The sequence below is a fragment of the Erwinia amylovora genome (assembly GCF_017161565.1).
Lineage (GTDB): Bacteria > Pseudomonadota > Gammaproteobacteria > Enterobacterales > Enterobacteriaceae > Erwinia > Erwinia amylovora.
Genome location: NZ_CP066796.1, coordinates 3,715,486 through 3,737,843, shown reverse-complemented (window position 1 = coordinate 3,737,843; position 22,358 = coordinate 3,715,486). Strand labels below are relative to the sequence as shown.

General features: G+C 53.2%; 15 protein-coding genes, 2 tRNA genes and 3 rRNA genes. 14 read left to right on the top strand and 6 right to left on the bottom strand.

Annotation, left to right across the window (positions count from 1 at the left end):
* Window positions 1–2 precede the first annotated feature (2 nt).
* Window positions 3–1,004, top strand: a complete 1,002-nt coding sequence (gene rbsR / locus JGC47_RS17045) for a ribose operon transcriptional repressor RbsR (RefSeq protein ID WP_004154735.1) — start codon at window positions 3–5, stop codon at window positions 1,002–1,004.
* Here the strand turns inward: rbsR and JGC47_RS17040 are convergent.
* Window positions 1,001–2,395 (bottom strand): DHA2 family efflux MFS transporter permease subunit, encoded by a 1,395-nt coding sequence (locus JGC47_RS17040; protein WP_004154736.1) that lies wholly within the window; start codon window positions 2,393–2,395, stop codon window positions 1,001–1,003. The genes rbsR and JGC47_RS17040 overlap by 4 nt on opposite strands.
* Window positions 2,396–2,946: 551 nt before the next feature.
* Here JGC47_RS17040 and JGC47_RS17035 point away from each other — a divergent pair.
* From JGC47_RS17035 to rrf, 5 genes are all read left to right on the top strand, one after another.
* A 16S ribosomal RNA gene (locus tag JGC47_RS17035) occupies window positions 2,947–4,486 on the top strand.
* Window positions 4,487–4,558: 72 nt separating this feature from the next.
* A tRNA-Ile gene (locus JGC47_RS17030) sits at window positions 4,559–4,635 on the top strand.
* Between the two features lie 148 nt (window positions 4,636–4,783).
* A tRNA-Ala gene (locus JGC47_RS17025) sits at window positions 4,784–4,859 on the top strand.
* A 344-nt stretch (window positions 4,860–5,203) separates the two neighbouring features.
* Window positions 5,204–8,110, top strand: a 23S ribosomal RNA gene (locus JGC47_RS17020).
* Between the two features lie 215 nt (window positions 8,111–8,325).
* Window positions 8,326–8,441: ribosomal RNA gene (gene rrf / locus JGC47_RS17015) — 5S ribosomal RNA — on the top strand.
* The 16S, 23S and 5S rRNA genes sit together here with 2 tRNA genes alongside, the layout of an rRNA operon.
* A gap of 60 nt (window positions 8,442–8,501) precedes the next feature.
* Here the strand turns inward: rrf and mobA are convergent.
* Window positions 8,502–9,092, bottom strand: a complete 591-nt coding sequence (gene mobA, locus JGC47_RS17010) for a molybdenum cofactor guanylyltransferase MobA (RefSeq protein WP_004154739.1) — start codon at window positions 9,090–9,092, stop codon at window positions 8,502–8,504.
* Between the two features lie 123 nt (window positions 9,093–9,215).
* Between mobA and JGC47_RS17005 the strand changes: the two genes are divergently transcribed.
* The 5 genes from JGC47_RS17005 to spfP all read left to right on the top strand — a co-directional run bounded on the left by JGC47_RS17005 (window position 9,216) and on the right by spfP (window position 14,696).
* Window positions 9,216–9,410 carry a DUF1040 family protein gene (locus tag JGC47_RS17005; protein WP_004154741.1) on the top strand — a complete coding sequence of 65 codons (195 nt, stop codon included), beginning with the start codon at window positions 9,216–9,218 and terminating at the stop codon, window positions 9,408–9,410.
* 79 nt (window positions 9,411–9,489) lie between these two features.
* Window positions 9,490–10,482 carry a serine/threonine protein kinase gene (locus JGC47_RS17000; RefSeq protein ID WP_004154742.1) on the top strand — a complete coding sequence of 331 codons (993 nt, stop codon included), beginning with the start codon at window positions 9,490–9,492 and terminating at the stop codon, window positions 10,480–10,482.
* 50 nt (window positions 10,483–10,532) lie between these two features.
* On the top strand, window positions 10,533–11,162 hold the full coding sequence (gene dsbA, locus JGC47_RS16995; RefSeq protein ID WP_004154743.1) for a thiol:disulfide interchange protein DsbA: 630 nt from the start codon (window positions 10,533–10,535) through the stop codon (window positions 11,160–11,162).
* A gap of 410 nt (window positions 11,163–11,572) precedes the next feature.
* Complete coding sequence (gene polA, locus JGC47_RS16990; protein WP_004163725.1) at window positions 11,573–14,362, top strand: DNA polymerase I; 2,790 nt, start codon at window positions 11,573–11,575, stop codon at window positions 14,360–14,362.
* Between the two features lie 286 nt (window positions 14,363–14,648).
* Window positions 14,649–14,696, top strand: coding sequence for a small protein SpfP (gene spfP, locus JGC47_RS18110; RefSeq protein ID WP_071892919.1), 48 nt, complete (start codon window positions 14,649–14,651; stop codon window positions 14,694–14,696).
* A 158-nt stretch (window positions 14,697–14,854) separates the two neighbouring features.
* Here the strand turns inward: spfP and yihA are convergent, their stop codons facing one another.
* Entirely contained in the window at window positions 14,855–15,484 is a 630-nt protein-coding gene (gene yihA / locus JGC47_RS16985) for a ribosome biogenesis GTP-binding protein YihA/YsxC (RefSeq protein WP_024015121.1), read from the bottom strand.
* 403 nt (window positions 15,485–15,887) lie between these two features.
* Here yihA and JGC47_RS16980 point away from each other — a divergent pair, with 403 nt between their 5' ends.
* The 3 genes from JGC47_RS16980 to hemN all read left to right on the top strand — a co-directional run bounded on the left by JGC47_RS16980 (window position 15,888) and on the right by hemN (window position 18,193).
* Complete coding sequence (locus JGC47_RS16980) at window positions 15,888–16,031, top strand: hypothetical protein (RefSeq protein ID WP_206215642.1); 144 nt, start codon at window positions 15,888–15,890, stop codon at window positions 16,029–16,031.
* A gap of 11 nt (window positions 16,032–16,042) precedes the next feature.
* Window positions 16,043–16,564, top strand: coding sequence for a Der GTPase-activating protein YihI (gene yihI, locus JGC47_RS16975; RefSeq protein ID WP_004154746.1), 522 nt, complete (start codon window positions 16,043–16,045; stop codon window positions 16,562–16,564).
* A 255-nt stretch (window positions 16,565–16,819) separates the two neighbouring features.
* Window positions 16,820–18,193 (top strand): oxygen-independent coproporphyrinogen III oxidase, encoded by a 1,374-nt coding sequence (hemN, locus tag JGC47_RS16970; RefSeq protein ID WP_004154748.1) that lies wholly within the window; start codon window positions 16,820–16,822, stop codon window positions 18,191–18,193.
* A gap of 58 nt (window positions 18,194–18,251) precedes the next feature.
* Here the strand turns inward: hemN and glnG are convergent, their stop codons facing one another.
* The 3 genes from glnG to glnA all read right to left on the bottom strand — a co-directional run bounded on the left by glnG (window position 18,252) and on the right by glnA (window position 22,319).
* A complete protein-coding gene (gene glnG / locus JGC47_RS16965) occupies window positions 18,252–19,661 on the bottom strand; it encodes a nitrogen regulation protein NR(I) (RefSeq protein ID WP_004154749.1) in 1,410 nt (469 codons plus the stop codon).
* A 7-nt stretch (window positions 19,662–19,668) separates the two neighbouring features.
* Window positions 19,669–20,718 (bottom strand): nitrogen regulation protein NR(II), encoded by a 1,050-nt coding sequence (gene glnL, locus JGC47_RS16960; RefSeq protein WP_004154750.1) that lies wholly within the window; start codon window positions 20,716–20,718, stop codon window positions 19,669–19,671.
* A gap of 191 nt (window positions 20,719–20,909) precedes the next feature.
* Window positions 20,910–22,319, bottom strand: a complete 1,410-nt coding sequence (glnA, locus tag JGC47_RS16955) for a glutamate--ammonia ligase (RefSeq protein WP_004154751.1) — start codon at window positions 22,317–22,319, stop codon at window positions 20,910–20,912.
* Window positions 22,320–22,358: the final 39 nt, after the last annotated feature.

Sequence of the window (22,358 nt, the reverse complement as noted above, 5' to 3'; positions counted from 1 at the left end):
ATGTGGCAACGATGAAAGATGTCGCCCGTCTGGCGGGCGTTTCAACCTCTACCGTATCGTACGTGATTAATAATAATCGTTTCGTCAGCCCGGCGGTGCGTGAAAAGGTCACCCTGGCCGTCAGGCAACTCAATTACGCGCCTTCGGCGCTGGCGCGCAGCCTGAAGCTGAATCAGACTCGTACCATCGGCATGTTGCTTACCGCCAGCAGCAATCCCTTCTATTCCGAAGTGGTGCGCGGCGTGGAGCGCAGCTGCTATGAGCGTGGTTACAGTCTGGTGCTGTGCAACACGGAAGGAGATGAAGAGCGGATGAACCACAGCCTGGAAACGCTGATGCAAAAGCGTGTCGACGGCCTGCTGATCATGTGTACTGAAAGCCATCTTCCCTCCACCGACATTCTTAGTCGTTACCCTGGCGTGCCGGCGGTGATGATGGACTGGGCGCCGTTCAAATGCAGTAAAGACATTATTCAGGATAACGCGCTGTTAGGTGGGAAAATGGCGACTCGCTACCTGATCTCCCGGGGCTATACGCGTATTGCCTGCATCACGGGTCCGCTGGATAAGACCCCGGCACGCATGCGCCTTAAAGGTTATCAGCAGGCGATGGAACACGCCGGGTTGAGCATTCCGGCAGATTATATGGTGAGCAGTGACTTTGAGTTTCAGGGCGGTTTCAACGCCATGAATGAGCTGCTGGCGCTCCGCCCAGCGCCACAGGCAGTATTTGCCTGTAATGATGCCATGGCGGTCGGGGTTTATCATGCCTTATACCAGGCGGGAATGAGCATCCCGCAGGAGATGGCGGTAGTGGGCTATGACGATATTGAGCTGGCGCGTTACATGACCCCGCCGCTCACGACCGTTCATCAGCCCAAAGACGAATTGGGGGAGCTGGCGATTGATGCCCTGCTGCACCGTCTGGCCGATCCGATGGCTGAGACGCAGCTGCTGGTACTGACGCCGGAATTAATTGAACGCGCCTCGGTCGGTGAAATCTAAGTTTTCTTCTTGCGATCGCTAATCAGATTACCGCCGTCTCCTGGCTTCAACAGCAGAAATACCAGCCCTGACAGCACGGTAATGATGCCCATGGTCAGGAAAGTAGCATGGAATTGATACAATGTGCCGCCACCAAAGTCTTCATAAAACCGCAGCACCGCGGCGCTGACCGCCACGCCAAAACTAATAGCCAACTGCTGAGTCACGGCCAGCAGACTGTTGCCGCTGCTAGCATTACCGTCGTTCAAATCGGCCAGGGTGATAGTGTTCATCGCCGTAAATTGAGTCGACATCACCACCCCCAGAACAAACAGCGGGATCAGTAAGACTAAAATATTCCAGTTCTCCGTCTGTAAAGAGAAAGATGCCACCAGTACGCCAATTATCACGCTAATGCCGACCAGCGTTTTGCGGTAACCAAACCCGCGCAGTACGCTCGTCACCGTCGACTTAGCCAATACCGAGCCAAGCGCAGTAGGGGCCATCATGCAGCCAGCCAGCAACGCCGTATAACCAAAGCCGACCTGCAGCATCAATGGCATGAGAAACGGAACGCAGCCGGTGCCCAGGCGCGAGAAAATGTTGCCGACGATGCCAACGGAAAACGTGCGTGTCTTAAATATAGGCAGTGGGATCATCGGAGAGGGATGTCGCCGGGCATGGACTATATAAAGCAGCAGTAATGCTATCCCTGCCAGCAGCACCATTAGCGCAATCAGGCTGGACACAACGCGCTCGCCAAATAGCTCGATACCACAGGAGATGCCTACCAGTCCCAAACCAAACAGCAGGAATCCCAGAACATCAAAGCGGCGTTTCGGCGTGGTGAAGTCCGGCATATATTTGCGCGCGAAGAAGATGCCGACAACGCCAATAGGAATGTTAATCAGGAAAATCCAGTTCCACGTGGCCCAGGTCACCAGCACGCCACCGAGCAATGGGCCAAGCACCGGGCCAATAAGCCCAGGCATAGTAACAAAGTTGAGAACCGGAAGCAGCTCGCTACGCGGATAGGCACGCAACAGTGCCAGACGTGCCACCGGCATCATCATAGCGCCGCCAACCCCTTGTACGATACGCGAGGTAATCAACATCCACAGGGAACCGGACAGGGCGCAGGCCAGTGAACCCAGAGAGAACAGAAAGACTGCGCTAATAAACACTTTGCGCGTGCCAAAACGATCGGCCAGCCATCCACTGACCGGGATGAGCATAGCAACGGTTAAGGTGTAGCTGATAATAGTGGACTGCATTGCCAGCGGGGAGCGTTCGAGACTTTGAGCGATGGCTGGCAGAGCGGTATTAAGGATGGTGGCATCCAGCGCCTGGATAAAGAAAGCCATTGCGGCAATCCACGGTAGTCCGGCCATACTGCGCGCGGATTTAATCATTGGTTGTCCTTTGTGTTCGTCTGATGGGCATGTGAATTTCCTGTCATAAAAAAGAATAGCATCTCGCTTTGGCTCGTAGCGCTACGTATTAACACTTTTCAGGCCTGTAATGCTGGTTTATTACTCCGAAAATGGTTGCTTTTAAGGCTTTTGAGGAAAAAACACTCGCTCAGTCATTTTTCTACAATAAACACTTGTCAGCCGTGAGAAACTCCCTATAATGCGCCTCCACTGACATGGAACAACGGCTTACCGGCCGGCGTGTTGAGAGGTTCAGGAAGTTCTGAACCGCCTGGAAAAACTTCTGTAAAAGAGGTTGACTCCGGAGGAGGAAAGCGTAATATACGCCACCTCGCGACAGGATGCCAAGGCACTGTGCGCACCGCTCTTTAACAATTTATCAGACAATCTGTGTGGGCACTCGCAGGATTGATATCAGACGCTTCCGGGCGTCAAAAAAATATCAAGTCTTAAGAGTGAACACATAATGAAATTCATTATGACGTTTTACGATTGAGCATCGCTGGACTGGTTTCAGCAAATCGAACTTTTAATTGAAGAGTTTGATCATGGCTCAGATTGAACGCTGGCGGCAGGCCTAACACATGCAAGTCGAACGGTAGCACAGAGAGCTTGCTCTTGGGTGACGAGTGGCGGACGGGTGAGTAATGTCTGGGAAACTGCCCGATGGAGGGGGATAACTACTGGAAACGGTAGCTAATACCGCATAACGTCTACGGACCAAAGTGGGGGACCTTCGGGCCTCACACCATCGGATGTGCCCAGATGGGATTAGCTGGTAGGTGGGGTAACGGCTCACCTAGGCGACGATCCCTAGCTGGTCTGAGAGGATGACCAGCCACACTGGAACTGAGACACGGTCCAGACTCCTACGGGAGGCAGCAGTGGGGAATATTGCACAATGGGCGCAAGCCTGATGCAGCCATGCCGCGTGTATGAAGAAGGCCTTCGGGTTGTAAAGTACTTTCAGCGGGGAGGAAGGGTGAGAGGTTAATAACCTCCTGCATTGACGTTACCCGCAGAAGAAGCACCGGCTAACTCCGTGCCAGCAGCCGCGGTAATACGGAGGGTGCAAGCGTTAATCGGAATTACTGGGCGTAAAGCGCACGCAGGCGGTCTGTCAAGTCGGATGTGAAATCCCCGGGCTTAACCTGGGAACTGCATTCGAAACTGGCAGGCTAGAGTCTCGTAGAGGGGGGTAGAATTCCAGGTGTAGCGGTGAAATGCGTAGAGATCTGGAGGAATACCGGTGGCGAAGGCGGCCCCCTGGACGAAGACTGACGCTCAGGTGCGAAAGCGTGGGGAGCAAACAGGATTAGATACCCTGGTAGTCCACGCCGTAAACGATGTCGACTTGGAGGCTGTTCCCTTGAGGAGTGGCTTCCGGAGCTAACGCGTTAAGTCGACCGCCTGGGGAGTACGGCCGCAAGGTTAAAACTCAAATGAATTGACGGGGGCCCGCACAAGCGGTGGAGCATGTGGTTTAATTCGATGCAACGCGAAGAACCTTACCTGGCCTTGACATCCACGGAATTCTGCAGAGATGCGGAAGTGCCTTCGGGAACCGTGAGACAGGTGCTGCATGGCTGTCGTCAGCTCGTGTTGTGAAATGTTGGGTTAAGTCCCGCAACGAGCGCAACCCTTATCCTTTGTTGCCAGCGATTCGGTCGGGAACTCAAAGGAGACTGCCGGTGATAAACCGGAGGAAGGTGGGGATGACGTCAAGTCATCATGGCCCTTACGGCCAGGGCTACACACGTGCTACAATGGCGCATACAAAGAGAAGCGACCTCGCGAGAGCAAGCGGACCTCATAAAGTGCGTCGTAGTCCGGATCGGAGTCTGCAACTCGACTCCGTGAAGTCGGAATCGCTAGTAATCGTAGATCAGAATGCTACGGTGAATACGTTCCCGGGCCTTGTACACACCGCCCGTCACACCATGGGAGTGGGTTGCAAAAGAAGTAGGTAGCTTAACCTTCGGGAGGGCGCTTACCACTTTGTGATTCATGACTGGGGTGAAGTCGTAACAAGGTAACCGTAGGGGAACCTGCGGTTGGATCACCTCCTTACCTGAAGATACCTTCCGGCGCAGTGTCCACACAGATTGTCTGATAAAAAGTAACGAGCAGAAAAACCTCTACAGGCTTGTAGCTCAGGTGGTTAGAGCGCACCCCTGATAAGGGTGAGGTCGGTGGTTCAAGTCCACTCAGGCCTACCAAATTTCTTCTCATGCTGCGATATGCACTCGGTCGTTTACTGTAGTAAACTTCCCACCCGCATGCCTTGCCTGAGTAAAAATTAACATTTTCCTTCTTATTACAGAAGAAAATGACTCCTGGTAGACAAAGGTTTCTGTAAGACCGTATGGGGCTATAGCTCAGCTGGGAGAGCGCCTGCCTTGCACGCAGGAGGTCAGCGGTTCGATCCCGCTTAGCTCCACCATATGGTTTTTCTTCATTCAATACTTCAGAGCGTACTGTTTAACAGTATGCTGCGAAGTATTATGCTCTTTAACAATCCGGAACAAGCTGAAAATTGAAACGACGTGTCGTGTTCATTCTCCGTAATCAGAATGAAGCCACGATATGTTCGAGTCTCTCAAATACTTGCACCCGAAAGGGTCTCTTACTCAGGTTGAGTAATGAGCGAGCTAAGTGAAGGCAAGGCGTCAGCGCGCAGCAACGCGGAGTGGACTTGAGTCCATGAGCATTGCGAGCACTGCATAACGCCGCCGTCACGACGCGCAGCCATTACGTGAACCGGAGAGGGACGCTTGTGGGTTGTGAGGTTAAGCGACTAAGCGTACACGGTGGATGCCCAGGCAGTCAGAGGCGATGAAGGGCGTGCTAATCTGCGATAAGCGTCGGTAAGGTGATATGAACCGCAACAACCGACGATACCCGAATGGGGAAACCCAGTGCAATCCGTTGCACTATCATGTCATGAATACATAGTGGCATGAGGCGAACCGGGGGAACTGAAACATCTAAGTACCCCGAGGAAAAGAAATCAACCGAGATTCCCCCAGTAGCGGCGAGCGAACGGGGAACAGCCCAGAACCTGAATCAGTTTGTGCCTTAGTGGAAGCGTCTGGAAAGTCGCGCAGTAAAGGGTGACAGCCCCGTACACAAAAAGGCACTTGCTGTGAGTTCGATGAGTAGGGCGGGACACGTGACATCCTGTCTGAATATGGGGGGACCATCCTCCAAGGCTAAATACTCCTGACTGACCGATAGTGAACCAGTACCGTGAGGGAAAGGCGAAAAGAACCCCGGCGAGGGGAGTGAAACAGAACCTGAAACCGTGTACGTACAAGCAGTGGGAGCACCTTCGTGGTGTGACTGCGTACCTTTTGTATAATGGGTCAGCGACTTATATTCTGTAGCAAGGTTAACCGTATAGGGGAGCCGCAGGGAAACCGAGTCTTAACTGGGCGTTAAGTTGCAGGGTATAGACCCGAAACCCGGTGATCTAGCCATGGGCAGGTTGAAGGTTGGGTAACACTAACTGGAGGACCGAACCGACTAATGTTGAAAAATTAGCGGATGACCTGTGGCTGGGGGTGAAAGGCCAATCAAACCGGGAGATAGCTGGTTCTCCCCGAAAGCTATTTAGGTAGCGCCTCGTGAACTCATCTCCGGGGGTAGAGCACTGTTTCGGCTAGGGGGCCATCCCGGCTTACCAACCCGATGCAAACTGCGAATACCGGAGAATGTTATCACGGGAGACACACGGCGGGTGCTAACGTCCGTCGTGAAGAGGGAAACAACCCAGACCGCCAGCTAAGGTCCCAAAGTCATGGTTAAGTGGGAAACGATGTGGGAAGGCACAGACAGCCAGGATGTTGGCTTAGAAGCAGCCATCATTTAAAGAAAGCGTAATAGCTCACTGGTCGAGTCGGCCTGCGCGGAAGATGTAACGGGGCTAAACCATGCACCGAAGCTGCGGCAGCGGCGCGAATGCGTTGTTGGGTAGGGGAGCGTTCTGTAAGCCGTCGAAGGTGTGCTGTGAGGCATGCTGGAGGTATCAGAAGTGCGAATGCTGACATAAGTAACGATAAAGCGGGTGAAAAGCCCGCTCGCCGGAAGACCAAGGGTTCCTGTCCAACGTTAATCGGGGCAGGGTGAGTCGACCCCTAAGGCGAGGCCGAAAGGCGTAGTCGATGGGAAACGGGTTAATATTCCCGTACTGGGTGTTACTGCGAAGGGGGGACGGAGAAGGCTATGTTAGCCGGGCGACGGTTGTCCCGGTTTAAGCGTGCAGGCTTGAGTTCCAGGCAAATCCGGAACTCTTTAAGGCTGAGGCGTGATGACGAGGCACCACGGTGCTGAAGTAACAAATGCCCTGCTTCCAGGAAAAGCCTCTAAGCATCAGGTAACATCCAATCGTACCCCAAACCGACACAGGTGGTCAGGTAGAGAATACCAAGGCGCTTGAGAGAACTCGGGTGAAGGAACTAGGCAAAATGGTGCCGTAACTTCGGGAGAAGGCACGCTGGCGCGTAGGTGAAGCGACTTGCTCGTGGAGCTGAAGCCAGTCGAAGATACCAGCTGGCTGCAACTGTTTATTAAAAACACAGCACTGTGCAAACACGAAAGTGGACGTATACGGTGTGACGCCTGCCCGGTGCCGGAAGGTTAATTGATGGGGTTATCCGCAAGGAGAAGCTCTTGATCGAAGCCCCGGTAAACGGCGGCCGTAACTATAACGGTCCTAAGGTAGCGAAATTCCTTGTCGGGTAAGTTCCGACCTGCACGAATGGCGTAATGATGGCCAGGCTGTCTCCACCCGAGACTCAGTGAAATTGAACTCGCTGTGAAGATGCAGTGTACCCGCGGCAAGACGGAAAGACCCCGTGAACCTTTACTACAGCTTGACACTGAACATTGAGCCTTGATGTGTAGGATAGGTGGGAGGCTTCGAAGCGTGGACGCCAGTCTGCGTGGAGCCAACCTTGAAATACCACCCTTTAACGTTTGATGTTCTAACCTGGCGCCGTTACCCGGCGTGGGGACAGTGTCTGGTGGGTAGTTTGACTGGGGCGGTCTCCTCCCAAAGAGTAACGGAGGAGCACGAAGGTCAGCTAATCACGGTCGGACATCGTGAGGTTAGTGCAATGGCATAAGCTGGCTTGACTGCGAGAGTGACGGCTCGAGCAGGTGCGAAAGCAGGTCATAGTGATCCGGTGGTTCTGAATGGAAGGGCCATCGCTCAACGGATAAAAGGTACTCCGGGGATAACAGGCTGATACCGCCCAAGAGTTCATATCGACGGCGGTGTTTGGCACCTCGATGTCGGCTCATCACATCCTGGGGCTGAAGTAGGTCCCAAGGGTACGGCTGTTCGCCGTTTAAAGTGGTACGCGAGCTGGGTTTAGAACGTCGTGAGACAGTTCGGTCCCTATCTGCCGTGGGCGCTGGAAGATTGAGAGGGGTTGCTCCTAGTACGAGAGGACCGGAGTGAACGCACCGCTGGTGTTCGGGTTGTCATGCCAATGGCATTGCCCGGTAGCTAAGTGCGGAAAAGATAAGCGCTGAAAGCATCTAAGCGCGAAACTTGCCTCGAGATGAATCTTCCCTGACTCCTTGAGAGTCCTGAAGGGACGTTGAAGACGACGACGTTGATAGGCCGGGTGTGTAAGCGCAGCGATGCGTTGAGCTAACCGGTACTAATGACCCGTGAGGCTTAACCTTACAACGCCAGAAGCGTTCTGGGTTGTGTTGAGAGACGAAAAACGATATTCAGCTTGTTCACCGGAAAACAGATTTGCAGGAAACGAAAGATTTTGTGCTGAAGCAAGGCGGCAGGTGCAGTGAAGGAAAGCGCATACTGAGGTATGTGACTGAGTTTACAGGCGCGGCCAGTGCGGCACCAGTGAAAAAGATCCGTTTCGTGCACAAAGAATTTGCCTGGCGGCTTTAGCGCGGTGGTCCCACCTGACCCCATGCCGAACTCAGAAGTGAAACGCCGTAGCGCCGATGGTAGTGTGGGGTCTCCCCATGCGAGAGTAGGGAACTGCCAGGCATCAAACAAAGCAAAAGGCCATCCTGCGGGATGGCCTTTTTGCGTTCTGAAGGATTTGTTCTAGTCCCGGAGTTTAGCTTCTGCAGCCTGCAGCAGATCTTCCGGATGGTTGAAATTGCGAAATGCGGGTTCTCCCTGAGCAAACAAAACGCTGTGCCCCCCCGCCTGTTGAAGAAACAGCATCAATTTTCGATTCCCTTGCGTCAGATATTGCTGAAGTGGATCCGCCAGACTTCGATGCAACAATACCTGTGTAGGATGGTCTCGCACCTCTGTTCGTACCCAAACCGCCCGTGCCTTACCTTTATGTCTCCACAAACGTTGCGCCATATTTTCTGGTAAACAGGGAGTATCACAGGAGGTGAAAACCACCCAATCCGTTTCTGCCTGCTGCAGCGCCGCCAGTATTCCGGCCAACGGGCCGGGGAAGTCTGCCAGCGTATCGCGGATCACCGGCACTCCGCTATGTTGATATACTTCAATATTACGATTGGCATTAATCCATACAGCCGTCACCTGGGGTCGCAAGCGTTGTAGCACATGCTGATAAAGAGGCTGGCTATGCCAGTTAATCAGACCTTTATCTTCTCCCCCCATACGGCTGCCGCGGCCACCCGCAAGGATCACCCCGGTTACTGGCAGTCTGGTCATTTGCTTACACCTGAAGCTATCGTAGTTTATTGATTCGGAGACAACAGCATGAAATGCCATTGCCTTAATGAGTTAAACAGTTCACTGCAACCTGCCTGGCAACAGCATTCCGAACTGTACTGAGTGCAATTGTTACAGATCTTAGCCGATGAAACCGATTTTCTGCAGCCGTTAGAGGGATCAACGGATGATATGCTGATCTACCAGCTCAAAATGCGCAAAAGCGATAAAGATGCAGAACTTCCCGGCCTGAAAATAGATTATGCAAATGATTTTAAGACAGCACTGCTGTGTGCGCGGGGTAAAATTAAGGAATAAATCGACTCCCGGGACCCGGACACGGCTGATTTAATGGTATTCTTTTAGGTCAGTTTGCAACGACCAGCGAGCCAGCCGGATGTCAGAACCTGCATTTAACTTTAACACTTTAACGCCAGATACCATTCTTGATGCACTCTGGGGCACAGGGTTGCGCGTAGAGTCCGGATTGACAGCGCTAAATAGTTATGAAAACCGTGTTTATCAGTTCTTTGATGATGAAAAGCGCCGTTATGTTGCGAAGTTTTACCGCCCGCAGCGCTGGTCACAGGCGCAGATCGAGGAAGAACATCAGTTTTCTGCGGAACTGTTCGCTGATGAAATTCCGATTGCGACCCCGCTGATGTTGCAAGAGGCCATGCTCCACCAGCATCAGGGGTTCTGGTTTGCGGTGTTCCCAAGCCTTGGAGGACGGCAGTATGAAACGGATAACTACGATCACCTCGAGTGGGTAGGGCGCTTTTTAGGGCGTATCCATCAGGTTGGACAACGTAGTGAATTTGCAGCGCGGCCAACTATCGGCCTGCAGGAATACATTGATGAACCTTTGCAAATTCTGAGTACCAGCCCGCTGGTGCCCGCTAAGCTGAAAGATCAACTCCTTATCCGTGTTGAGCGGCTGCGCGCAACGCTGCTCAACTGCTGGCACACTCAGTGGCGGCCATTGCGTCTACACGGTGACTGCCATCCAGGCAATATACTGTGGCGTGATGGTCCGCTTTTTGTTGACCTTGATGATGCACGTAATGGCCCGGCCGTTCAGGATTTGTGGATGTTGGTCAACGGCGATCGCCAGGAACAGCGTCTGCAATGGGAAATCTTGTTGGAAGCTTATGGTGAGTTCTGTGAATTCGATACTCATCAACTGTCACTGATTGAACCTTTACGTGCTATGCGGATGGTTTATTATCTGGCTTGGGTAGTAAGACGTTGGCAAGATCCGGCATTTCAGGTGAGCTTCCCATGGATGACGGATGAGGATTTCTGGCGCCGACAGATTTCCATATTTAATGAACAGGACAAGCTGTTGCAAGAGCCTCCGCTTCAGCTGTTACCTGTATTCCAGGTGTGATCGCCCCTTTGGTTCACCTACAGAGTTAGTAATCAGGAGAGAGTTTTACAATGAAAAAGATTTGGTTAGCGCTCGTCGGTATGGTTCTGACATTCAGCGCCTCAGCGGCTCAATTTACCAATGGCCAGCAGTACGTCACCCTCGACAAACCCGTCACCGGCGAACCGCAGGTTCTTGAATTCTTTTCATTCTACTGCCCGCACTGCTACGAGTTTGAACGCGTGTGGCATGTCAGCGATGCGGTGAAAAAAAATCTTCCGGCCAATGTTAAAGTGACGAAGTACCACGTTGAATTCCTCGGTGGCGATATGGGTAAAACGGTAACCCAGGCATGGGCTGTAGCAATGGCGCTGGGTGTTGAAGATAAAGTGACCGCCCCTGTTTTCGAGGGCATTCAGAAAACTCAGACCATCACAGACCCGGCAACGCTAAAAGAGACTTTTGTTAAGGCTGCGGGAATTAAGCCAGCAGATTACGATGCTGCGTGGAATAGCTTCGTGGTGAGATCCCTGGTCGCGCAGCAGGAAAAAGCAGCGGCAGACATGGATCTGCACGGCGTGCCGGCGATGTTCGTTAACGGCAAATATATGGTTAATAGCGGTGGGCTGGATACCAGCTCAATGGATAACTACGTTCAGCAATATGCTAACCTGGTGAACTTCCTGGCCAGCCAGAAGTAAGTTTTACCACCAGGCTACCTTCCGCGCCGGTATCACAGCCGGCGTTTTTACTCTTATATCCCGTAATTATCCGTGTGAAGTGGGCTTTCACCCGCTGAATATATCGCATATTTATGTTGCAGCATTAACTTATATCCACATCGCGCTGGTTGTATAGAAGCGTCAGTCAGCCTGATACAAAAATAATAACGTGCTGATTTATAATGAATAATAATAATTTTTTTGTCGCAGACTAATCTAAGAATAATATCCTGGTAAATTTACACACAAACTTATCCACAGAATTTCCTTGCGAAATATCACGCAAAATCGCAATTGTCTGCGAATTATTCGTCGTTGTGATTTCATCTTTTATGGTGAGCTGTGGCATCCTTGACCCCAATTAAAACCAAAGAAGAACGTGACGACTTATGGCTCAAATTGCAGAAAACCCGCTGATTCTGGTAGATGGCTCCTCCTACCTGTACCGTGCTTATCATGCGTTCCCTCCGCTGACCAATAGTGCAGGTGAACCCACCGGTGCAATGTACGGCGTATTAAATATGCTGCGCAGCCTGCTGTTACAATATAAGCCAAGTCATGTGGCTGTGGTTTTTGATGCTAAAGGTAAAACGTTCCGCGATGAGCTGTTTGAGGAGTATAAATCCCACCGTCCGCCGATGCCTGACGATCTGCGTGCACAGATTGAGCCACTGCATAAGATGGTCAAAGCGATGGGGCTGCCGCTATTGGCCATCCCGGGAGTTGAAGCTGATGATGTGATCGGCACGCTGGCGCTGGAAGCGGAGAAAGCAGGGCGTGCGGTACTGATCAGCACCGGTGATAAAGACATGGCTCAATTGGTCACGCCTGATATCACGTTGATCAATACCATGAATAACGCGATTCTCGGCCCTGATGAAGTGGTTGAAAAATACGGCATCCCGCCCTCGCTGATGATTGATTTCCTTGCCCTGATGGGCGACTCCTCTGACAACATCCCGGGTGTTGCTGGCGTGGGTGAGAAAACGGCGCAGGCACTGCTTCAGGGGTTGGGCGGCGTGAAAGATATTTACGCTAACCTGGACAAAGTGGCAACGCTGACCTTCCGCGGTGCTAAAACGATGGCCGCAAAGCTGGAGCAGAATAAAGAGATGGCACTCCTCTCTTATCAGCTGGCGACGATTAAAACTGACGTTGAGCTGGAACTGAACAGCGACCAGCTAACGGTAGAGCAACCGGCGGTAGAGGAGCTGCTGGCGCTATTCAAGCATTACGAATTCAAGCGCTGGATAACCGATCTCGAAGACGGCAAGTGGTTGCAGGGCAATAAAGGCAACCCGTCAACGAAAAAAGTGGCGGCGGTGCAGGATGAACCGGCTGTCGCAGAAGCGGCCAGCGTGCTCTCCTCAGATGGCTATGTCACCATCCTTGACGAAGAAACGTTCACCAGCTGGCTGAAAAAGTTACAGCACAGCGAGCTGTTCGCTTTCGATCTGGAAACGGATTCGCTGGACACGCTTAGCGCCAATATTATCGGGATTTCATTTGCGACTGCGCCCGGTGAGGCCGCCTATCTGCCGGTCGCTCATGACTATCTTGATGCCCCCGAACAGCTGGACCGCAGCGATGTGCTTGCGCGCCTTAAGCCACTGCTGGAAGACCCGCAGTCACAGAAGGTCGGGCAAAACCTTAAGTTCGATCGCGGCGTGCTAAAGCGCTATGACATCGAATTACTGGGTATCCGGTTTGATACCATGCTGGAATCTTACGCCCTGAACAGTGTGGCCGGTCGCCACGATATGGATACGCTGGCATCGCGCTGGTTGCAGCATAAGACCGTCACTTTCGAAGAGATAGCAGGTAAAGGTAAGAATCAGCTCACTTTCAACCAAATTGCTCTGGAGCAGGCGGCGCATTATGCGGCAGAAGATGCCGACGTCACGCTACAGCTGCATTTGAAAATGTGGCCGGAGCTGGAAAAAGAGCAGGGGCCTAAAAACGTCTTTGAGCAGGTCGAGATGCCGCTGGTGCCGGTCATTTCGCGCATAGAGCGCAATGGGGTATTAATAGATCAGAGCATTCTGGCCGTGCATTCGCAGGAGCTGGGTAGTCGCCTGGCAGAGCTGGAACTGAAAGCGCATGAACTGGCAGGCGAGCCGTTCAACCTGTCGTCACCGAAACAGCTGCAAACCATCCTGTTTGAAAAGCAGGGTATCAAACCAACCAAAAAAACCCCTGGTGGTGCGCCCTCTACCAGTGAGGAAGTGCTGGCTGAACTGGCGCTGGATTATCCGTTACCGAAGGTGATTCTGGAGCATCGCGGCCTTGCCAAACTAAAATCGACCTATACCGACAAGCTGCCGCTGATGATCAATCCGCATAGCGGACGGGTACACACTTCTTATCACCAGACGGTTACCGCTACCGGGCGTCTCTCTTCCAGCGATCCCAACCTGCAAAACATCCCGGTGCGCAATGATGAAGGTCGTCGCATCCGCCAGGCATTTATTGCGCCGCAAGGCCATCGCATCCTGGCGGCGGACTACTCGCAGATTGAGCTGCGCATCATGGCGCACCTGTCACAGGATAAAGGGCTGCTCTCAGCATTTGCCAGCGAACAGGATATTCACCGCGCCACGGCGGCAGAAGTGTTCGGCGTGGCGCTGGACAAGGTCAGTGGGGAGCAGCGTCGTAGCGCCAAGGCAATTAACTTTGGTTTGATTTACGGTATGAGCGCTTTTGGGTTGTCACGTCAGCTGAATATTGGCGCCGGAGAAGCGAAGAAGTATATGGACCTTTACTTTGAGCGCTATCCGGGGGTTCTGCAATACATGGAAAGTACCCGCGAGCTGGCGGCGCAGAAAGGCTATGTATCAACGCTGGATGGTCGCCGTCTGTACCTGCCGGACATCAACGCCAGTAATGCCATGCGCCGTAAGGCGGCCGAGCGTGCGGCAATCAATGCCCCGATGCAGGGGACCGCAGCGGATATCATCAAGCGTGCCATGATTGCCGTAGATAGCTGGCTGGAACAGCAGCCATCTCCTGAAGTCAAAATGATTATGCAGGTGCACGATGAGTTAGTATTTGAAGTGCAGGCAGATGCGGTAGAAGCGGCTTGCGCGCAGATCCGCGCATTGATGGAAGGGAGCATGAAGCTGGATGTGCCGCTGCGCGTGGATATTGGTGTTGGTGATAACTGGGACCAGGCCCACTAACCGCGTTAAGTAGCGAGTCACCGGAATGGGTATTAGCGGGTTGCGGTGACATTCTCCTGACAATGTCTGGCTTAAACGGTTCAGCCAACTGCCTGATACGGTTATTCAACCTATTTGGCGAACCACTCCTGCCAGATCATCTTTTTCGTTATAAAGCCACAAGATTGGCCGTATTTTGTGAGCTAAGTTAGATTAAATGTGTCATTTGCTGAAAATTAACTATAAAAAACCCTTTTGAGCACCCAAAAAATCATGTAGAGTTCGCTTTGTAGGGTACAGAGGTAAGATGTTCTATCTTTCAGACCTTTTACTTCACGTAATCGGATTTGGCTGAATATTTTAGCCGCCCCAGTCGTAATGACTGGGGCGTTTTTTTATTTTCTGTCGTCTGGTTTCTGTCGTGCCGGCCGTGCCCGGTCATCTCAGTCACTGTCTGATAAACGCTGGCGTGTTTTAAGCTTGTGCGGCAAATGCCTGACACTCGGCTTCAGGTCAGACCGCGCCTTCTTCGGTAGCCGGAGGAAGATCGCGATACCAGCTGTCCAGCTTCTGGCTCAGTTTGTCGACGCCAATTTTCTTCAACGATGAAAACAGTTCAACCTCTACCGTACCCAGGAAAGTTTTAGCCTCTTCCCTTACTGCATTCAACTGTGCTTTGCGCGCGCCGGAGGCCAGTTTGTCGGCTTTGGTCAACAGCACCAGCACTTCTCTCCCGCTCTGCACGGCCCACAAGACCATTTGTCTGTCCAGCTCTTTCAACGGGTGGCGAATGTCCATCAGAACCACCAGGCCTTTAAGGCAGTGACGGTCGTGTAAATATTCCGCCAGAGAACGCTGCCACTTTAACTTCGTCTCTTCCGGAACTTCTGCATAGCCATAGCCAGGCAGATCGACCAGACGATAGCCTTCAGCAACCTGGAACAGGTTAATCAGCTGCGTGCGCCCCGGCGTTTTACTGGTACGCGCAAGACTCCTCTGATTAGTCAGTGTATTTAGCGCGCTGGATTTCCCCGCGTTCGAACGCCCGGCAAAAGCAACCTCAATGCCGGTATCGGCGGGCAAATGGCGAATATCGGGGGCGCTGGTGACAAAATGGGTGAGGTGATAATTCCAGCCAGACAATGTAGACACTCCAGAAAAAGGGCAATAAGGCTGATTATACCCTTTATGGCTGTAAAGCGCCCGGTAAGACACCCGCCTGCTTTGCGGTTGTAAGACATTGACTATTTTTGCTGCCAGCACTTGCTGTATTTTATGCCGGCGCGATTATTTTTTTTACTGTTTATCATATACTTATAAGATAACTCTTAAAAAAAAGAGTAAAAAACACTGCCTGCATGTTGTGAGCCTGACAGGTTAGTTTATATTTAAGCGCAGAAACAGGATATTTCACTTCAGGATGAAGCGCTCAGGGAGTATCAGGACGACCACGGGCCGGGCAGGAGAAGTGTACAGGCGTACGCGACAGGGACCAGGGAAGTTTACCAGGAGTGGTGAACCACAGCCAGAGCAAAGGAAAACAGGGATGCTGGTTGCTAAAATGGATGCTGAAAATGTCAGTCCTTCCGCGGAAGGTGCGAAAAAAGGCGACAGGATGACCTGCCGCCTTTTTCTTGCTCTGCTTTCTGCTAGATTCCGCCGCAATTCTATACTGAATATAAAAGTCTGAGAGCAGAAACCATGAAGCAGCCTGCACGCACGCCCCGGGATAAGAAACCGACATCACGAGTGAAACGCAAAACCCGTGAAGAAATCAATCAGGAAGCACGCGATCGCAAACGTGATAAAAAGCACAGCGGCAATGCCTCCGGCAGCCGGGCTAATCCGGTCACGGTGAGCCAGAAGGGCGAGAAGAGCAAAGCCGCTAAAGATCCTCGCATTGGCAGTAAGAAGGCGATTGCACTGGGTGCGGATGCCGCCCCCACTAAGCCGGTTAAAGCGCCTAAAACGGCGGTTGCGAAAAAACCGCGTCTGACGCCGGAAGAAGAGCTGGCGATGCTGGAAAATGACCAACGTCTGGATGCGTTGCTTGACCGACTGGAAAGTGGCGAGACCCTGTCAGCAGAAGATCAGGCCTGGCTCGATCAGTCGTTGGATCGTATTGATGTTCTGATGGAGCAGCTGGGCATTGCGTTGGATGATGATGCCGACGACGAAAAGGCGGAAGAAGATATGTATCGCCTGCTGAAAGGTAATCATTGAGACCGCGGCAGATCCCGCCGTTTTCTGTCCTGACTAAGGCAGCGCATTTTCGCGCCGCCTTAACTTTGTGCGCTATCTGGCCATGACTTGGCCTGGATCAATTATTGCGCTGATTTTGCTGTGCTGGCTGGGCGGAATGTGGGTTAAACTACAGCGGCTATCGCGGCTGGAAACCCGGCTGCGCGGCCGGATCGTCAGCCAGCAGCTTACTGTGACGCGGCGACCTGCACCACGACGCAGATAAGGTCAGTGAGCATGCAGATACAGACGACAGAGTGGGATCTCCCGCTTATTCAAAAATACAACCTATCCGGCCCCCGCTATACTTCCTACCCGACCGCGCTGGAGTTCCATCAAGATTACGACGAGCAGGCCTTTTTGCAGGCCGCGCTTCGCTATCCTCAACGCCCGCTGTCTCTCTATTTGCATATTCCGTTCTGCCATCGCCTTTGCTATTTCTGCGGCTGTAACAAGCAGGTGACGCGTCAGCAGCATAAAGCCGATGACTATCTTGCCGCACTGATGCTGGAAATTGCCGCCCGCGCCCGGTTATTTCAACAGCGTACCGTCAGTCAGATGCACTGGGGCGGCGGTACGCCAACCTTCCTCAATAAACAGCAAATCCGTCGCCTGATGGCCTGTCTGCGGCAACATTTTCATATCAGCGATACGGCTGAAATATCGATTGAGGTTGACCCGCGAGAAATTGAGCTGGATGTATTAGATCATCTGCGTGCAGAGGGGTTTAACCGCCTGAGCATGGGGGTGCAGGACTTCAATAAGCAGGTGCAGGAGAAAGTGAACCGGGTGCAGGATGAGAAGACGATCTTCGCTCTGGTCGCCCGGGCACGGCAGCTGGGGTTTGTTTCCACCAATATTGACCTGATTTACGGTTTGCCAGCACAAACGCCGGCAAGCTTTGCTTTTACCTTGCAGAAAGTGGTCGAGCTGGATCCTGACAGGCTGAGCATATTTAACTATGCCCATATGCCCGCGCTGTTCGCCGCCCAGCGCAAAATCCGCGAGGCCGAGCTACCGGACGCACAGCAGAAGCTGGCTATTCTGCAACAGACCATTGCTACCCTGACGGCACAGGATTACCAGTTTATTGGTATGGATCACTTTGCCCGCCGGAACGACGAGCTGGCGATAGCGCAGCGAGCGGGTGAACTGCATCGCAACTTTCAGGGTTACACGACTCAGGGCGACTGCGATTTGCTGGGAATGGGCGTATCGGCGATAAGCAGGATCGGGGACAGTTATGCGCAGAATCACAAGGAGCTGAAGCACTATTATGCGCATATACACGCCAGCAATACGGCGCTGTGGCGTGGTTTACAGCTGACGGAGGATGACTGTCTGCGTGCTGATGTGATTAAGCGCCTGATTTGCCATTTTTCCCTGTCATTTGAAAGCGTTGAGGCGCGCTGGGGAATTCACTTCCGTGACTACTTTGCGCAGGATCTGGCACAGCTACAGCCGCTGATCGCCGACGGGCTGCTGGAATGCCATGATAACGCACTTGTCGTCACCGCTAAGGGACGATTGTTAATCAGGAATATCTGCATGTGCTTCGATCGTTACCTTCGTCAGAAAGCGTCTGATGCACGATTCTCAAGAGTTATCTGAATAAAAAAGGCGGCTGCGGAAATGTCACCGTGCCGCCTTCTTGTCGTACAAAAGGGAGCTACTCCATCCCTAACTCTTTCAGCTTGCGCGTCAGGGTATTACGTCCCCAGCCGAGCAGACGCGCCGCTTCCTGCTTATGGCCCTGAGTATGGCGCAGCGCGGTGGTCAGCAGCGTGCGCTCCAACTCCGGTTGCGCTTCGGACAGCAAATTTTGATGACCGGAACGCAATGCCCTGTCGGCCCACTGCGCCAGCAGCGTGGCCCAGCTGTCCGGCAGCGAATGCACCGGGTTTTCGGGCGTCGCGGTCTCAAACAGCTCCGGCGGCAGATCCTGGATCAGCACTTCCTGACCGGCAGCCATCACCGTCAGCCAGCGACAGGTGTTCTCCAGCTGGCGTACGTTACCGGACCAGTGCAGGCGTGTCAGAGCGGTTTCGGTCTCCGGGTGCAGGATTTTGGCTTCCACCCCCAGCTCGCGCGCGGCAACTTGTAAGAAATAACGTGCCAGCCGCGGAATATCTTCCCGCCGTTCGCGCAGCGGCGGTAAATGCACGCGGATCACGTTCAGTCGATGGAATAAATCCTCCCGGAATTTCCCCTCCTGTACGCGCAGTTCCAGATTCTGGTGGGTGGCGGCGATAATACGCACATCCACTTTGACCGGAGCATAGCCGCCAACGCGATAGAACTGGCCATCTGCCAGCACGCGCAGCAGACGAGTCTGAACATCCAGCGGCATATCGCCGATTTCATCAAGGAACAGCGTCCCGCCGTCGGCCTGTTCAAAACGCCCCTGACGGATCTGATTTGCTCCGGTAAACGCCCCTTTTTCATGACCAAACAGCTCTGATTCGATCAAATCCTTTGGGATGGCGGCCATATTCAGCGCGATAAACGGGGCTTTGGCACGCGGACTGTGGCGGTGCAGGGCATGGGCAACCAGCTCTTTACCGGTACCGGATTCACCGTTGATCAGCACGCTAATCGAGGAACGCGACAGCCGTCCGATAATGCGGAACACATCCTGCATCGCCGGGGCCTCACCGATGATATCGGTCGTCGGGCCGCTGACTGGCTGATTACGCGGCTGCTGCTGCTCCTGATAGTGGCTGATGGCACGTTCCACCAGCGCCACCGCTTCATCAATATCAAACGGTTTTGGCAGATAATCGAACGCACCCTGCTGATAGGCACTGACCGCCGCATCGAGGTCAGAATGCGCGGTCATGATAATCACCGGCAGCATAGGATGGCGTTGCTTAATCTGTTTCAGTAGCGCCAGCCCATCCATGCCGGGCATACGAATATCAGACAGTAAAACGTCCGGGGTTTTTGTCGCAAGGGCTTCCAGCACCTCGTTTGCGCTCTCAAACGTGGCGCACTGTAAACCGGCTCCAGTGAGCGCACGCTCAAGCACCCAGCGGATGGAGCTATCGTCATCGACGATCCAAACTATCCCTCGTTGCATAAAAACCTCACTGGCGAATAGGCAAGTAAACCGAAAATTCCGTGTGTCCGGGCCAACTGTTGAACTCTATTTTCCCCGAATGCTGATCGATCAGGCTGCGGGCAATGGACAGTCCTAATCCGGTACCGCCTTCGCGGCCGCTCACCATCGGGTAAAACAGCGTATCCTGCAGCAGCGCCGGGATGCCGGGACCGTCGTCTTCAATATCGATGCGTGCCACCAGGCGATAACGTGTACCGTGCAGCGTCAGCTGGAAGGCGGTACGGGTACGTATAATGATAGTGCCGCCTTTATCACCCAAGGCTTGCAGCGCATTGCGTACGATATTCAGCAGAACCTGTTCGATTTGATCCGGGTCATGAGGAAGCTCTGGCAGGCTGGGATCATAGTCGCGGACCAGTGACACATTATCGGGCAGCTCCATCGAAACCAGATTAACCACCCGTTCGGCCACCTGATGAATGCTTTGTGTGATGTGCATCCCGGGCTGTTGCGGCCCCAGCAGACGGTCGACCAGATTGCGCAGGCGGTCTGCCTGTTCAATGATCACTTTGGTGTATTCCGTCAGCGACGGATCGGGCAGGGCTTTGGCCAACAGCTGAGCTGCACCACGCAGTCCGCCCAGTGGGTTCTTGATTTCATGTGCCAGGCCGCGAACTAAATCACGCGCTGCCACCTGTTGCGCGTGCTGCAGCTGTTCCTGGCTCAACCGGCGCTGATTATCCATCGGCGCCATTTCCAGCAAAATAAGCCCATCAGACAGGCGCTGTGCGGTAAGCGACATAATGTGCGCGCGGCTGTCGACCACCAGGGTCACTTCGCTGTCGGTGAAGCCCTGTCCGGCATCCAGACTTTCGCGCATGACCTCAATATTCAGGGAAAAATAGCCCATCAGTTCCGGCAGTGGCGTACCAAACAGCTTGCGGGAACTCTGCGCCAGCAACTGCTGCGCGGCGGGGTTGGCGTAATGAATCACCAGTTCGCCATCGACCAGCAAAATACTATTGATCAGCGAATTGAGAATCTGCCCAGCATCGGGCAGCGTGCCAGTTGCCATACGGCCTTCTCCAGAACTTTTTTTGCACCAACTTAGTGCATTATAGCCGTGTCAGTTAAAATCGTCCTGCTGAACGATAAATCCGCGGTGAAAAAAACCCATCCTGAGATGGGCTGAAAGTTCCACGGCAACAAATACCCGGCGTCCTTCATGCCACAGCTGCGAGACGACATTCGCCGGGATAACAAAAATTAAACGCTGTAGTACAGTTCGAACTCAACCGGGTGCGGGGTCATGCGCACGCGCTCCATCTCCGCTTTACGCAGCTCGATATAAGCTTCGATCGCGTCGTCGGTGAACACACCGCCACGCGTCAGGAACTCACGGTCTTCGTTGAGAGCGGCCAGAGCTTCGTCCAGGGAGGCAGCAACTTTAGGGATCTCCGCTTCTTCTTCCGGCGGCAGGTCGTACAGGTTTTTGTCCATCGCATCGCCCGGGTGGATCTTATTGATGATGCCGTCAAGGCCAGCCATCAACAGTGCCGCGAAGCACAGGTACGGGTTAGCAGCCGGATCGGGGAAGCGCGCTTCAATACGGCGTGCTTTCGGGCTGGCGACAACCGGAATACGGATAGACGCGGAACGGTTACGCGCAGAGTAAGCCAGCATAACCGGTGCTTCGTAGCCAGGAACCAGACGCTTATAGGAGTTAGTGGTCGGGTTAGCCAGCGCATTGATCGCTTTAGCGTGTTTAATCACTCCGCCGATGTAGAACAGGGCAGTTTCAGACAGGCCGCCGTATTTGTCGCCCGCAAACAGGTTAGTTCCGCCTTTTGACAGTGACATGTGGCAGTGCATACCGGAGCCGTTATCACCGAATATTGGCTTAGGCATAAAGGTGGCGGTTTTGCCATAAGCGTGAGCCACGTTGTGGACGACATATTTGTAGATCTGAATTTCGTCAGCTTTCTTGGTCATGGTGTTGAAGCGGGTAGCCACTTCATTCTGACCGGCAGTGGCGACTTCGTGGTGATGAGCTTCAACCACCAGGCCCATCTGTTCCATCGTCAGACACATCGCAGAACGGATATCCTGTGATGAGTCGACCGGAGGAACCGGGAAGTAGCCGCCTTTCAGCCCCGGACGATGGCCTTTGTTGCCGCCTTCGTATTGTTTACCGGTGTTCCAGCTGGCTTCGATATCATCGATAGCAACGTGGGAGCCGGAAGTGCTGCTGCCGAAACGGATATCGTCAAACAGGAAGAACTCGGGTTCTGGCCCGAACAGCACGGTGTCGGCAATGCCGGAAGAGCGCAGGAAATCTTCTGCGCGTTTGGCGATGGAGCGTGGGTCACGGTCGTAACCCTGCATGGTGCCTGGCTCAAGGATGTCGCAACGAATAATCAGGGTGGCATCTTCGAAGAACGGATCGAGGACAGCGGTGGTGGCATCCGGCATCAGAACCATGTCGGATTCGTTAATCCCTTTCCAGCCACCAATCGAGGAGCCGTCGAACATTTTGCCTTCCTCGAAGAAGTCAGCATTAACCTGGTGAGCAGGGATAGTGACGTGCTGCTCTTTGCCTTTGGTATCGGTGAAACGCAGGTCAACGAATTTGACTTCGTGCTCGTTCATCATCGACAGAACGTGTTCAGCTGACATACTTAACTCTCCTGGATTTTGTCATTGTCGTCGCGGTTA